This window comes from Solwaraspora sp. WMMA2101, assembly GCF_049179175.1.
Taxonomy (GTDB): Bacteria; Actinomycetota; Actinomycetes; order Mycobacteriales; family Micromonosporaceae; genus Micromonospora_E.
This window is the reverse complement of the sequence record NZ_JBMHMA010000006.1, coordinates 3,187,729-3,201,477: the sequence shown is the minus strand read 5'-3', so window position 1 is coordinate 3,201,477 and position 13,749 is coordinate 3,187,729. Positions and strand designations below refer to the sequence as shown.

Below are 13,749 nucleotides of genomic sequence, written 5' to 3'. Positions count from 1 at the left end.
GGTAGGTCCTGCCGGAGTCATCTACAAGAATCAAATCGAGGTCATACGATGCGGTGATGTCCGCGCCGGTCCGGCACCGATCAGCGGTACGCGGCCCACCGCCCGCCCGTGACGGTGTCCCGCCCGTGGCGTCGCCCCGGATCAGGTCGGGGACCGGCCCGGGACCGGACCGGCGAAAACTGTCCCCGTTATCGGTTCGTGGCTGATTTGTGGCCCGATCACCGATTCGACGTGCCGACCGCCGGTGCGTCGCACCTGGCATCACCAGGTAGGCTGACCGGTGCGCGGCCCGTTCGTGGCCGGCACCCCAACGCGTACACGGTCAGGAGTGCCACGTGGCTCGCGTCGTCGTCGACGTCATGCTCAAGCCGGAAATTCTCGATCCTCAGGGCCAGGCGGTCGCCAACGCGCTGCCGAGGCTCGGTGTCAGCGACGTCTCGTCGGTGCGGATCGGTCGGCGGATCGAGATCGAGTTCGCGGGCGAACCCGACGTGGATCGGGCTCGCGAGATCGCGGACAAACTGCTCGCCAACCCGGTCATCGAGGACTACGTCGTCCGCCTGGCCGAGCCGGCCGACGAATCTGGTGAGCAGTCATGACTGCCCGCATCGGGGTGGTCACCTTCCCCGGTTCACTCGACGACGGTGACGCCGCCCGCGCGGTGCGCATCGCCGGTGGCGAACCGGTCCGGCTCTGGCACGGCGACGCCGACCTGCACGGAGTCTCGGCGGTCGTGCTGCCCGGTGGCTTCTCGTACGGCGACTACCTGCGCTGCGGTGCGATCGCCCGGTTCGCTCCGGTAATGGAATCCATCGTCGCGGCCGCCGCCGACGGGTTGCCGGTGCTCGGCATCTGCAACGGCTTCCAGATCCTGTGCGAGGCGCATCTGCTGCCCGGAGCGCTCACCCGAAACCAGCACCTGCATTTCCGCAACCGGGACCAGTTGCTGCGGATCGAAACCGCCGGCACCGCATTCACCAACGCCTTCTCGCCCAAGCAGGAGGTGCTGATCCCGCTCAAGAGCGGGGAAGGCTGCTACGTCGCCGACGAACGGACCCTGGACGAGTTGGAGAGTAGCGGCCGGATCGTGGCCCGCTACGTCGGTGGGAACCCCAACGGCTCGTTGCGCGACATCGCCGGCGTCACCAACGCCGCCGGCAACGTCGTCGGCCTGATGCCACACCCCGAACACGCCGTCGAGGACCTGACCGGCCCGTCCCGGGACGGACTCGGCTTCTTCACCTCCATCCTCAAGCACCTCGTGGGAGTGCCGGCATGACCACGCAGTCGGAGGCGGCGGCCGCCGCCGGGCCGGCGCAGTCCGACGTCGCCGTCGCGGTGGACCCGTACGCGGGTGGGCCGGACACCGTGGCCCGCGCCACCGACACCCCCGGTGAGCTGCAGCCGTACACCGAACTCGGGCTCCGCGACGACGAGTACGAGCGGATCCGCCAGATCCTCGGCCGTCGGCCCACCCAGTCCGAGCTCGCCATGTACTCGATCATGTGGAGCGAGCACTGCTCCTACAAGTCGAGCAAGGTGCACCTGCGGCAGTTCAGCGAGAAGGCACCGCCGAGTGAGCTGATGCTCGCCGGCATCGGCGAGAACGCCGGCGTGATCCGGGTCTCCGACAGCCTCGCGGTCACCTTCAAGGTGGAGTCGCACAACCACCCCAGCTTCGTCGAGCCGTACCAGGGCGCGGCGACCGGCGTCGGCGGCATCGTCCGGGACATCCTGGCCATGGGTGCCCGCCCGGTCGCCGTGATGGACCCGCTGCGGTTCGGCGCCGCCGACCACCCCGACACCGCCCGGGTGCTGCCCGGTGTCGTCGCCGGGGTCGGCGGCTACGGCAACTGCCTCGGCCTGCCCAACATCGGCGGCGAGGTCGTCTTCGACCCCTGCTACCAGGGCAACCCGCTGGTCAACGCGCTCTGTCTCGGCGTACTGCCGGTGGACCGGCTGCAGAACAAGGCCGCCGCCGGCGCGGGCAACGTCGTGGTGCTGATGGGCGCCAAGACCGGCCGGGACGGCATCGGCGGCGTGTCGGTGCTGGCCAGCGCCACCTTCGACGACGCCAGCCAGCAGCGTCGCCCGTCGGTGCAGGTCGGCGACCCGTTCATGGAGAAGCTGCTGATCGAGTCGTGCCTGGAGCTGTACGACGCCGGTCTGGTCGTCGGCATCCAGGACCTCGGGGGTGCCGGCCTGACCTGTGCGCTCACCGAGACCGCAGCGGCCGCCGGCACCGGCATGCGGGTCTGGCTGGAGCGGGTGCCGCTGCGCGAGCCGTCGATGGAGCCGCACGAGATCCTGGCCAGCGAGTCGCAGGAGCGGATGCTGCTGATCGTCGAGCCGGCCAAGCTCGACGCGGTGCTCGCGATCGCCGACAAGTGGGGCGTCATCGCCACGGCCATCGGTGAGGTCACCCCGCCCGAGCCGGACGGCCAACCGGGCCGGCTGACGATCACCTGGCGCGACCACGTCGTGGTCGACGTACCGCCGGGCTCGCTCGCCGACGACGGGCCGGTCTACGCCCGACCGATGCGTGAGCCGGCGGACCTGATCCTGTTGCAGGCCGACCGGGCGGAGACCCTGCCGCGCCCCGGCACGCCGGACGAACTGCGGGAGACCCTGCTACGGATGATCTCGTCGCCGAACCTGTGCGACCGCACCTGGGTGACCGAACAGTACGACCGGTACGTCCTGGGCAACACCGTGCTCGCCCAGCCCGAGGACGCCGGGGTCGTCCGGATCGACGACGCCACCGGCCTCGGCGTGGCCCTGTCGGTCGACGGCAACGGCCGGTACGCCCGGCTCGATCCGTACCACGGGGCGAAACTGGCGCTGGCCGAGTCGTACCGCAACGTGGCCGTGACCGGTGCCCGGCCGGTGGCGGTGACCAACTGCCTCAACTTCGGTTCGCCGGAGGACCCGACCGTCATGTGGCAGTTCGCCGAGGCGGTGCGCGGGCTCGCCGACGGCTGCGCCGAGCTGGGCATCCCGGTCACCGGCGGCAACGTCAGTTTCTACAACCAGACCGGCGCGGCCGCGATCCACCCGACCCCGGTGGTCGGTGTGCTCGGTGTGCTCGACGACGTGGCACAGCGGGTGCCGATGGGCTTCGTGCCGCCGTCGCACGCCGACGGCGACCTGATCATGCTGCTCGGTGAGACCAACCTGGAGCTGTCCGGCTCGGAATGGGCCTGGGTGACCCACCAGCACCTCGGCGGTACGCCGCCGAAGGTCGACCTGGCCCGTGAGCAGGCCCTCGGTACGGTGCTCGCCGAGGCCGCCCGGGTCGGCCACATCACCTCGGCGCACGACCTTTCCGACGGTGGGCTGGCCCAGGCACTGGTCGAGGCCTGCCTGCGGCGGGGCATCGGTGCCCGGGTCGCGTTGCCGCCCGAGTTCGCCGACGGGTCGATGCCGTTCGTCTTCCTGTTCAGCGAGTCGGCGGGACGGGCCATGGTGGCGGTGCCGCGCGGCCACGAAAAGGCCTTCGCCGCGCTCTGCGTCGAGCACGGTCTGCCGTGGACGATGATCGGGGTCACCGATCCGGGTGCCCGGCTGCTGGAGGTACGCGACCAGTTCACCGTCGGCCTGGACGAGCTGCGTGCCACCTACACCGGCACACTGCCGGCCCTGTTCAGTGGGGTCGGCCCCGGCAACAACGTGCCCGCCGACCCGCAGGATCCGGACGCGTCGAACCCGCTGGACGGTACGGCGGTCGCGGTGGACAGTCCGGTCGAGACGACCGGCGCCGCTGCGGCGACCACCGATGTCGACCCGGAGCCGGCCGAGGTCGCACCGGCGGACGCGGCAGTGGCGGACGATACGGTGCCGGTGGACGACGAGCCGGCGGACGACGAGCCGGCGGACGACGCGGTCACCGAATCGGCGGCGACGACGGATGCCGCGGCTGACGCCGCCAGCGAGCCTGTTGCTGAGTCGGCCGATCCTGAGCCGACCAGCGTCGCCGTGGACGAGCCGGTGGAGCCGTCCGCCGACGAGCCTGTTGCCGACGAGCCGGCGGCCGACGGCAAGTCGACTGACAAGAGCTGAGCCCGCTGCGGCCGTCCTGCCCCTGGCTGGTCGGCCGCAGTTCTGCGGGACGACATGCGAGCGGGCCGGGACCATCAGGTCCCGGCCCGCTCGCATGTCGTCACCCGCGTAGCGCGGACCTGTGCCGCCCGCAGCCGGGCGGCACAGGTTCAGTCATCCAACCAGTCCAACGATCGGCGCTCCCCGCCCCGCCCAGGAGGCGAGTCGCGCCGGGCGGGCGGGTCGACCGGCGGCTGTTGACCACCGTACGGCTGCTGGTCGAACGGCTGCTGCCCGTACTGCTGGTCGTAGCCGCCGCGCTGCTCCGGAAGCCGCTGCTCGTCATGGCCGGCACCGCCCGGTGACCGGTAGCCGCCGCCCTGGTCGTAACCGCCCTGGTCGTAACCAGTACCGGCCGGCGGGCTGTAGCCACCCGGGCCGCCGTAGGCCGCGCCGTACCCCTGATCGGGAGCGGAACCGTACTCTCCGCCCCGGTCGCTGCCGTATCCGCTACCGGGGTAACCGCCGCCGCTGGGCTGCTGACCGCTGTCCGGATATCCACCGCCGCCGTAGCCGGCACTGCCGCCGTAACCGCCGGGTGCCGCGCCGTACGGCGGATCGGCATCCCGGTAGCCGGGCTGCGGTGGCTGCGGGCCACGCGGCGGCGGGGCGTCGCTGCGGGTCGGTTCCGGGCTGCCGTAGCCAGCCGAGTCGTACGGCGAACCGGACCGACCGTAGTTGTCCGGCTCGTACCGCCCGGTCGGTTCGTCGTAGCGGTCGCTGCCGTACCCGCTGCCTGCCGGTTCGGCCGATCCGTACCCGCCGGCCGGGTAGCCGGACGTGCCGGCGTCGGGCCCGTAGCCGTGGCCACCGCGGTAGTCGCCCGGGTCGTCGGCCGGTGGCCGGCCGCTCGGCGCACCGTACTGGCCGGGCACCGTGGTGTTGCCGTAGCTGTACCCGCCGGGTGGCCCGGACGAGGGTGCGGCACCGTAGCCGCCGGGTGCGCCGGACGACGGTGCGGCACCGTAGCTGCCGGGTGCGCCGGACGAGGGTGCGGTGCCGTAGCTGCCGGGTGGCCCGGACGACGGTGCGGCACCGTAGCTGCCGGGTGCGGCGCTGCCGCCGTAGGCACCCGGGCGCGCCGACCCAGCGGCGCTGCCGCCGTATCCGCCGGCACCTGGTCCATCCGACCCGGGAACCGCCCCGTACACGCTGGTGGCGCCAGCGGCGCCGGCCGCCCCGTACGTCGGTTGGGCCGGTGGTCCGCCCCAACCTGGCCGCTGCTCGCCGCCGTAGCGGGGATCCGGCCCGGCGGGCGCGTTCGGCCCCGGAGGCGGCGGTGCGCCGTACGGGTCGGGGAACTCGTCCTTGATCGGAGCCATGTTGTGCAGCATCGTCGGCGCGTCCGACAGCGACGGCGGGCGGGTCACCATGGTGGCGTCGGTGAGCGGCCCGTCCGGCATGGGCGGCATGGCCACCCGGGTGGCGTCGTCGGAGTCGTGGTAGACGCCCCTGCTGCCGGGCACCGCGGCACCGCCGGCGGCCGGGCCATCATCGGCCGGGTCGGGGTCGTCGGCGTCGTTGTCCTTGCGGCGGACCAGCAGCAGCACGATCGCGCCGACGCCGAGGGCCACCAACAGGCCACCCATCAGGATGAGCAGCCAGGAGCCCATTCCGCCGCCGGAGCTCTCGTTGGCCAGGTTCTGCGTGTCGACCGGGGGCGCACTCGCCGCGTCGCCGGGGGTCGCGCTCGCTGTCGGCTCGGCCGTGGCCTCCGGGGTGGGCGTCGGTGACTCCGACGGGGTGGGTTCGACGTTGGACTTCAACGTGATCCGGTCGACGGTGATCGACTGACCGGCGGAGGCCGACACGCGCTTGGCGTCGCTGATGTCGTAGCCGTCGGCGACGGCGCCGATGCGCAGGTCACCGGGGGCGATCGGCCGGTCGTTGGTCGACGTGAACCGGTAGTTGCCGTTGGAGTTGGTGGTCGTTTCGAAGTTGTTGCCCTGTGAGTCGCTCATCGCGACCACGGCACCCTCGATGGGGTCCCCGGTGGAGACGTCGGTGACCTTGCCGGCCACCTCCTTGACCCGTGGCGCCTCCTGCGGACCGCGTACGGTGACTCTCCGTTCGGCCGTGACGGCGTTCTCGCCGGCCACGGTGGCGCTGATCACCACGTTGCCGCTACGGGTCTGGTTGGTCGCGACACTGCCCGCGACGAGCGTCACCTGGAACGTGGTGGTCGCGCCGGGGGCGATCTCGATACCCGTCCTGGCGCAGTTCTCGCCCTCGCACCGCACGTCGCCAAAGGTCAGGTTCACCTGTACCGAGAAGGAGGTGGCCCCGTCCTCCCCGTTCTGGTTGGTGACCGTATAGCTGATGTTCGTGCGCTGACCGCTGTCCAGGGTGACGTCGCCACCCTGAATGTTCACCTGGGGTGGTGCCGCCGATGCTGGAGAGCTGGGGAGGCCGAATAGTGTGACGGCAGCCAGCGCTGCGACAACACCGGCCCGCGATAGCCAGGCTCGTCGGTGTGTTGTCACGTCCACCGCCTTCCGGTTCGATCCATCCCCCGCACCGGGCTTCGGGCAGGGGTCACCCCGTGACGAGTACACCGTCGGCAACTATGCCTTGCCGGGACGGATCGGCGCGACCCAGGGGCGGGGAGAAGTAGAACCGGACCTAGTCGTATCGTCCCGATGTGTCCTCTCCGTACAGTAAGTCCGAGGCAGTGGTCACCGTGCGTGAGTCGCTGGCGGCCGGTGCCACGCCTGCGCGAACCTCGTTGCGTGACGCTGTCCGCCTGCTGCTCGGGGGTCTGGCCGAGCGGGCACCGGGCCGATCGGTGGAGGTGCGTGTCCCACCTTACGGTGCAATTCAGTGTGTAGCCGGTCCGCGACACACCCGTGGCACGCCGGCGAACGTCGTGGAGATCGATCCGGTGACCTGGATCCTGCTGGCGACGGGCGATCTCGACTGGGAGGTGGCAGTGGCAAGCGGGCGAGTCACCGCAAGCGGCCCCAGATCCGATATTTCGGCATACCTTCCCCTGTGAGGTTGACCGCGCCAGACGTCCGACTTTGCGGTGAGCGACGAGCTGTCGGGTCGGGCCAATCGGAGCACTCTGGGCCAACTGGAACCTCGCGTACACTGATCCGCGACGGAGTCGGTGACACCCGCGCGCGGACGTGCAGATCAGGCGTCCAGTGCTACACCAGGACGAGGGAGCGGCAGGTGCCTCGAGGCGACGGCCGGTTGAGTCACGATCTTGATCCCCAACGACCCGGTCCACAGGACGCCTGCGGTGTGTTCGGTGTCTGGGCCCCGGGCGAGGAGGTCGCCAAACTCAGCTACTTCGGACTTTACGCACTGCAGCACCGTGGCCAGGAGGCCGCCGGGATCGCGGTCAGCGACGGCTCGGGAGTGGTGGTCTACAAGGATCTGGGCCTGGTGGCGCAGGTCTTCGACGAGCCGACCCTGGCCAGTCTGCGCGGACACCTGGCGATCGGGCACGCGCGCTATTCCACCACCGGCGGCTCCACCTGGGAGAACGCCCAGCCGACGATCAAGGCGACCAGCGCCGGCACGACGATCGCCCTAGCCCACAACGGCAACCTGGTCAACACCGCCGAGTTGGCCCGCGAGGTGGTCGAGCGGGGGATGCCCACCGACGGTGCGACCTCCGACACCGCACTGGTGACGACCCTGCTGGCCAGCCGACCGGACGTGTCGGTCGAGGCCGCGGCGCTCGAGGTGCTGCCGACGCTGCGGGGCGCGTTCAGCTTCGTCTTCATGGACGAGACCACCCTGTACGCGGCCCGCGACCCGCACGGCGTGCGGCCCCTGGTGCTGGGTCGGCTGGAGCGTGGCTGGGTGGTGGCCAGTGAGACCGCCGCCCTGGACATCGTGGGTGCGACCGTGGTGCGGGAGGTCGAGCCGGGCGAGCTGATCGCCATCGACGAGCACGGGCTGCGGTCGGCCCGGTTCGCTCCGCCGGAGCCGAAGGGCTGCCTGTTCGAGTACGTCTACATCGCCCGCCCGGACACCACGATCGCCGGCCGCAACGTGCACGCCGCCCGGGTGCAGATCGGTCGCCGACTGGCCCGCGAGCACCCGGTCGAGGCCGACCTGGTCATTCCGGTTCCGGAGTCGGGTACGCCGGCCGCCATCGGGTACGCCGAGGAGTCCGGGATCACCTACGGCGCCGGTCTGCTGAAGAACTCGTACGTCGGGCGGACCTTCATCCAGCCGTCGCAGACGCTGCGCCAGCTCGGCATCCGTCTCAAGCTGAATCCGCTGCGCGAGAACGTGCGCGGCAAGCGGCTGGTGGTGGTCGACGACTCGATCGTGCGGGGCAACACCCAGCGGGCGATCGTGCGGATGCTGCGCGAGGCCGGGGCGCTGGAGGTGCACGTGCGCATCTCGTCGCCGCCGGTGAGCTGGCCGTGCTTCTACGGCATCGACTTTGCCACCCGGGCCGAACTGTTGGCCAACGGACTGGACACGGAGGGTATCCGACGCTCCATCGGTGCGGATACTCTGGGTTACGTCTCGCTGGCCGGTCTGATAGCGGCAACCGAGCAGCCGAAGACACGATTGTGTCGGGCATGTTTCGATGGGGAGTATCCGATCGAGTTGCCGGCCGGCAACCTGATCGGCAAGCACGTGCTCGAAGGTGTGGACCGCCGGGTTGCTGGCGGGGTCGGCCAGCTGGGGGACACCACCGAGCAGGACTTTCAGGCCGGCGGCGACCGGACCGGCCCGGGTGTTCAACAGTTCGCTGTAAGCCCCGGCGGCATTGACGCCCTGCACCGCCCGTAGCACCGGGCGGAGCGACCAGGTCGTTCCGCCCGGCAGCCCGAGTCGAGCGATCCTCGACCGCTACCCGACGCGGCTTTCGCCGCGAGAAGCCCAAAGGGGAGAACCGTGACGCACGTGACTGAGCGCGGCAGCGCGGATGCCGGCCCGACGGCTGACGACTCCGGCGCCCGGACAGCCAGCCGGCAGCCGTGGTCGGCCAGCTCCGGCCGGGGCAGCCGCAAACGTACCGTGACGTACGCCGACGCCGGTGTGTCGATCCACGCTGGTGAGCGTGCGGTCGAGCTGCTCAAGTCGAAGGTGCGCAAAACCACCCGCCCCGAGGTCATGGGTGACATCGGGGGCTTCGCCGGGCTGTTCCGGCTCGACGTCCAGAAGTACCGCAACCCGATCCTGGCCTCGTCGACCGACGGGGTGGGCACCAAGCTCGTCATCGCCCAGCAGATGGACATCCACGACACCGTCGGGATCGACCTGGTGGCGATGGTCGTCGACGACCTGGTCGCCTGCGGGGCGGAGCCGCTGTTCCTGCTCGACTACATCGCCTGCGGCGAGGTAGTGCCGGACAAGGTCGCCGAGATCGGTGCCGGCATCTCCGACGGGTGCCGCTACGCCGGCTGCGCCCTGCTCGGTGGCGAGACCGCCGAGCACCCCGGAGTGCTGCGCCCGGACGAGTACGACGTCTCGGCGACCGGCGTCGGCGTGGTCGAGGAGAGCGAGATCCTCGGCCGGGACCGGGTCGAGGTGGGCGACGTGGTGATCGCGATGCGTTCCTCGGGCCTGCACTCCAACGGTTACTCGCTGGTCCGGCACGTGCTGCTCGGCGCCGGTCGGATGCGGCTGGACACCGTGGTGGACGACTTCGGCGGGCAGCGCACCCTCGGCGAGGAGCTGCTGACCCCGACCAAGATCTACGCCCAGGACTGCCTCAAGCTCATCGAGGAGTGCGAGGTCCGGGCCCTGGCCCACGTCACCGGCGGCGGTATCCCCGGCAACCTGGTACGGATCCTGCCCGACAACGTCGACGCCCTGGTCAACCGGGCGACCTGGAAGCCGCAGCCGATCTTCGACCTGGTGCAGGCCAAGGGGCGGATCGAGGACGGCGAGATGGAGTCGACCTTCAACATGGGTGTCGGCATGTTCGCGATCGTGTCGGCGCAGGACGCCGACCGGGCCCTGGCCTGCCTGACCGGTCGCGGCATCGAGGCGTGGCAGGTCGGCGACATCATCGAAGGCACCGGCGAGGTCCGGATGGTCGGCCACCACACCCGGGGCTGACCCGGACACGTGCTACGCGCCACGGCGGTCGACCGGTTCCGGTCGACCGCCGTCGACGCCGCCTGGCTACGCCGCCGTGCCGGCCGAGGCTTCACCTGCTCCTCCCGGACACCTAGCCTGAAACGACATCCGTGACAGGCAGGAGGAGGGGGATGGGTCGGCAACAGAACGGACAGGACGGGGCCCGGCCGGACAGGTCGGTTCCCGCCGGCATGCGTGGCGTCGCCACCGTCCCCGACTACGTCGTCATGCAGCCCACCACGCTGTGCAACCTCGACTGCAGCTACTGCTATCTGCCGCTGCGATCGGCGAACCGGCAGATGCCCCGTACGGTGGCCGCCGCCGTCGCCGAGACGGTCAACGGGTGGGCGGCGCAGCGCCGCTTCTCGGTGGTCTGGCACGGCGGCGAGCCGTTGGCGCTGGGCCGCGACAAGTTCGCGACCCTGCTCGGCCCGTTCGACGCGGCGGTGGAGCAGCACGTGCAGACCAACGCGACGATGATCGACGACGCGTGGTGCGAGTTCTTCGCCGCGCACCGGATGCGGGTGAGCGTCAGCGTCGACGGCCCCCGGGCGCGTAACGACGAGCGTCGCGCCCGTGGCGGCCGTCCGGCGTACGACCAGATCGTGCGGGGTGTCGACGCCCTCCGCCGGCACGACATCGCCTTCTCGGCGCTCTGCGTGGTCAGCGACCCCCAGCCCGGCCTGGCCGCCGAGCTGTACGAGTTCTTCCTGACGCTCGGCTGCGACGTGCTCGGCATCAACATCGAGGAGACCGAGGGCGTCAACGTGCGGTCCAACGGGTGGGCCGCCGACGCGGTCGCCGGCTTCTGGGCGGAGCTGGTCGGTGCCTGGCGGCGGGCACCCCGGATCCACCTGCGGGAAGTGGAATGGACCCTGCGCTACGTCGCCGCCGAACTCGACGGCACCGCCGACGAGGTCCTGCCCCGGCGGCTGGACCCGATCCCGACGATCGCCTACGACGGGTCGGTGGTGCTGCTCTCCCCGGAGCTGGCCGGCTTCACCGATTCCCGGTACGGCGACTTCACCAGCGGAAACGTGCTGACCACCGGGTTGGCGCAGATCCTGGCCGCAGCGGAGCAGCCGGGTTGGATCACCGAGTTCGTCGCCGGTGTCGAGGCCTGCCGCCAGGTGTGCCCGTACTTCCGGTTCTGTGGAGGTGGCCACGCTGCCAACCGTTACTTCGAACACGGGCGTTTTGATGGTACGGAGACCAACCACTGCCGTAACAGCAAGATCCATCTACTGGAGGGAGTGTTGGCCCATGCCCGAGACCAGCAATCGTCCACGCCCTGAGCCGGCCGTCACCACGGGTAGGACCGACGGGGCAGGTCAGGTGACTGACCGGGTCCACGCGGTCCGCGACGGACTGGCCGTCCTGCTCGAGGAGGCCCGTCGGGCCCGCGCCGGCCGGGCGGAGGCAGCCGGCGCTGACGGCGCGGTCTGCGCCTGGAACCACTTCGAGAACATCCCGACCTTCTACAACTGGAACAACCGCCCACGCTGACCAGCTGCTCGGAACGAGCGGCCCGGGCCGGACGAGGCCGGGTCACCCGCGTCACCGGGTCACCGGGTCACCGGTTCACCGGTTCACTGCCTGTGACGGCGCCCCAGCGGCACAACTGTCCGGATGATATTCCTCAGAGGTATAAATATTCCTCACAGGAATACTGCTCTACCGCAGTACCGGTCTGCCAGGATGGGCGGACGGCAGCGCAGACGGACGGCACGCCGACCGACAGCATGCCGGCAGCTAGGACCGCTACGACGTCCGGTGGTGCGGCCCCCCGGTGAGGGGATCACGCACCACCGGATCGCGGTGTTCCGACGCGTCGGACGGCCGGACAGGAGCTGTCGCCGACATGAATCGGCACGCGGGCTGACCGCGTGCTCTGCTCCAGCCGGACCCTCAACGGGACGAGGAGGGTGTCCAGCTTCCCCGGCCGCCGTCGGCTGAGTCGTCCTCGTCATCGTCGTCGAGGTACGGGTCGTACTCGTCGTCGAATTCACGGTCCGACTTGCCGCTGCCGGCGAGCTCTCGCTGCAAGGCGGCGAGGTCGGTGTTCGGGGAGTGGTATTTCAACTCCCGGGCCACCTTTGTCTGCTTGGCCTTAGCACGGCCGCGCCCCATGGCTCGACCCCCTCGCACAGAATTCGGGGCAGCCCGAAGGCGGGCCCCGATGACGTCAGGCATCTCTCGTGGCTCTTACGGTACATGGGCAGACCCAGGTTCGGCACCTCGGGTTGCATCGGGTCGCCCCCGCGCGTCACCGAGGCGGGGTCAGGTACGGGCGACAGCGGCGTAAGGAGCCCGATCGGCCGTCGCCCGTGACCCGATCGGGTGATCTCCGGCACGGTGTGTGTCCGCTGGCGCCGGCGGGTCGAGCGGTGGTGGGTCAGTGGAGGTGGGTCAGCGGAGGTGGATGCCACGCAGCCGACCGACCTCAGCCATCCGCCGTTCGGCGAGCCGGTCCGCCGCGACCGCGGGCGGTACGCCGTCGGCGTCGGCCGTACGGAGGATCCGCAGCGTCGTCTGGTAGATCCGGGTGGCCCGGGCCTTGGCCCGGTCGAAATCGAAGCCGTACCGGCCGCTGGCGGAGAGCGCCGAGGCCCCGGTTACCTCGTCGGCGACCTGGATGACGCCGCCGGCGTTGACCACGTAGTCGGGCGCGTAGAGGATGCCCCGCTCGGCGAGCTGCTTCTCGACACCGGGGTGGGCCAACTGGTTGTTGGCCGCGCCGACCACCACCGGGGCGCGCAGCGCCGCCACGGTGTCGTCGTCGAGTGCCCCACCCAGCGCGCAGGGCGCGTACACGTCGATGTCGCTGCGGATCAGCGTGTCGGTGTCGGCGACCAGATCCACCTGCGGGTACGTCGTGTGGGCCCAGTCCGTGGCCCGTTCGTCGACGTCGGTGGCGACCACCGAGGCGCCCTCGTCGAGCAGGTGGCCGGTCAGGTACCGGCCGACCTTGCCCAGGCCGGCGATGCCGACGCGGCGGCCGGCGAGGCTGGGTGAGCCCCAACGGTGTTCGGCCGCGGCCCGCATGGCCTGGAAGACCCCCCACGCGGTGAGGATCGACGAGTCGCCGGCCCCGCCGGACTCCCGGCTGCGCCCGGTGGCGAACCGCGTCTCCCTGGCCACCACGTCCATGTCCGGGACGTAGGTGCCGACGTCGCAGGCGGTGTAGTACCGGCCGCCGAGCGACTCGACGAACCGGCCGTACGCGCGCAGCAACGCCTCGGTCTTGAGCTGGTCCGGATCTCCCCAGATGACCGCCTTGCCGCCGCCGAGGTCGAGCCCGGCCATGGCGTTCTTGTAGGCCATCCCCCGGGACAGCTCCAGCACGTCGTGCAGGGCGTCGGCTTCCGAGGCGTACGGGTAGAACCGGGTACCGCCGAGGGCGGGCCCGAGCGCGGTCGAGTAGATGGCGATGATGGCTCGTAGCCCGGTCGGCTGGTCCTGACAGAAGACGACCTGTTCGTGCCCGGTGCCGGGCTCGGCGGTGGTGGCGAAGACGCCCATCGTGACTCCTGAGGCGGGTGGAGCACCGTCGTGGGGTGCTGTCCGGGGAGGCGGGCCGGTGGACCCGCTGGA

Annotated in this window: 11 protein-coding genes; 8 read left to right on the top strand and 3 right to left on the bottom strand. The window is 70.9% G+C overall.

Annotated features, from left to right (window positions below; translation table 11 throughout):
* Positions 1 to 335 precede the first annotated feature (335 nt).
* From purS to purL, 3 genes are read left to right on the top strand one after another with little or no spacing between them, the layout of a single operon-like run.
* The gene (gene purS / locus ACN28F_RS15365) at positions 336 to 599 is read left to right on the top strand and encodes a phosphoribosylformylglycinamidine synthase subunit PurS (RefSeq protein WP_289208641.1); all 264 of its coding nucleotides are present in this window, start codon (positions 336 to 338) and stop codon (positions 597 to 599) included.
* Entirely contained in the window at positions 596 to 1,279 is a 684-nt protein-coding gene (gene purQ, locus ACN28F_RS15360; protein ID WP_282224761.1) for a phosphoribosylformylglycinamidine synthase subunit PurQ, read from the top strand. Before purS ends, purQ begins: the two co-directional genes overlap by 4 nt.
* Entirely contained in the window at positions 1,276 to 4,059 is a 2,784-nt protein-coding gene (gene purL / locus ACN28F_RS15355; RefSeq protein ID WP_421358348.1) for a phosphoribosylformylglycinamidine synthase subunit PurL, read from the top strand. Before purQ ends, purL begins: the two co-directional genes overlap by 4 nt.
* Positions 4,060 to 4,208: 149 nt before the next feature.
* Here the strand turns inward: purL and ACN28F_RS15350 are convergent, their stop codons facing one another.
* Positions 4,209 to 6,470 (bottom strand): carboxypeptidase regulatory-like domain-containing protein, encoded by a 2,262-nt coding sequence (locus ACN28F_RS15350; protein WP_421358347.1) that lies wholly within the window; start codon positions 6,468 to 6,470, stop codon positions 4,209 to 4,211.
* Between the two features lie 269 nt (positions 6,471 to 6,739).
* Between ACN28F_RS15350 and ACN28F_RS15345 the strand changes: the two genes are divergently transcribed.
* The 5 genes from ACN28F_RS15345 (at position 6,740) to amcA (ending at position 11,661) form a co-directional block, all read left to right on the top strand.
* Positions 6,740 to 7,093, top strand: coding sequence for a sterol carrier family protein (locus tag ACN28F_RS15345; protein ID WP_421358345.1), 354 nt, complete (start codon positions 6,740 to 6,742; stop codon positions 7,091 to 7,093).
* A gap of 179 nt (positions 7,094 to 7,272) precedes the next feature.
* Positions 7,273 to 8,859, top strand: coding sequence for an amidophosphoribosyltransferase (gene purF / locus ACN28F_RS15340; protein ID WP_289208637.1), 1,587 nt, complete (start codon positions 7,273 to 7,275; stop codon positions 8,857 to 8,859).
* A gap of 105 nt (positions 8,860 to 8,964) precedes the next feature.
* Positions 8,965 to 10,134, top strand: coding sequence for a phosphoribosylformylglycinamidine cyclo-ligase (purM, locus tag ACN28F_RS15335; protein ID WP_289208636.1), 1,170 nt, complete (start codon positions 8,965 to 8,967; stop codon positions 10,132 to 10,134).
* Positions 10,135 to 10,346: 212 nt separating this feature from the next.
* On the top strand, positions 10,347 to 11,450 hold the full coding sequence (gene amcB, locus ACN28F_RS15330) for a cyclophane-forming radical SAM peptide maturase AmcB (RefSeq protein ID WP_289210765.1): 1,104 nt from the start codon (positions 10,347 to 10,349) through the stop codon (positions 11,448 to 11,450).
* Positions 11,419 to 11,661, top strand: a complete 243-nt coding sequence (amcA, locus tag ACN28F_RS15325; RefSeq protein WP_289208635.1) for a multiple cyclophane-containing RiPP AmcA — start codon at positions 11,419 to 11,421, stop codon at positions 11,659 to 11,661. Before amcB ends, amcA begins: the two co-directional genes overlap by 32 nt.
* A 402-nt stretch (positions 11,662 to 12,063) precedes the next feature.
* Here amcA and ACN28F_RS15320 read toward each other — a convergent pair whose 3' ends face one another.
* The gene (locus ACN28F_RS15320; protein ID WP_282224767.1) at positions 12,064 to 12,285 is read right to left on the bottom strand and encodes a DUF3073 domain-containing protein; all 222 of its coding nucleotides are present in this window, start codon (positions 12,283 to 12,285) and stop codon (positions 12,064 to 12,066) included.
* 279 nt (positions 12,286 to 12,564) lie between these two features.
* Positions 12,565 to 13,677: a Glu/Leu/Phe/Val family dehydrogenase gene (locus tag ACN28F_RS15315; protein ID WP_289208634.1), complete on the bottom strand. Its 1,113-nt coding sequence runs from the start codon at positions 13,675 to 13,677 to the stop codon at positions 12,565 to 12,567.
* Between the last annotated feature and the right edge of the window lie 72 nt (positions 13,678 to 13,749).

Excerpts from the sequence above, each read along its gene's own strand:
- purQ (WP_282224761.1), top strand. The coding sequence starts at position 596 with ATGACTGCCCGCATCGGGGTGGTCACCTTCCCCGGTTCACTCGACGAC.
- purL (WP_421358348.1), top strand. The coding sequence starts at position 1,276 with ATGACCACGCAGTCGGAGGCGGCGGCCGCCGCCGGGCCGGCGCAGTCC.
- amcB (WP_289210765.1), top strand. The coding sequence starts at position 10,347 with ATGCGTGGCGTCGCCACCGTCCCCGACTACGTCGTCATGCAGCCCACC.
- amcA (WP_289208635.1), top strand. The coding sequence starts at position 11,419 with ATGCCCGAGACCAGCAATCGTCCACGCCCTGAGCCGGCCGTCACCACG.
- ACN28F_RS15320 (WP_282224767.1), bottom strand. The coding sequence starts at position 12,285 with ATGGGGCGCGGCCGTGCTAAGGCCAAGCAGACAAAGGTGGCCCGGGAG.
- ACN28F_RS15315 (WP_289208634.1), bottom strand. The coding sequence starts at position 13,677 with ATGGGCGTCTTCGCCACCACCGCCGAGCCCGGCACCGGGCACGAACAG.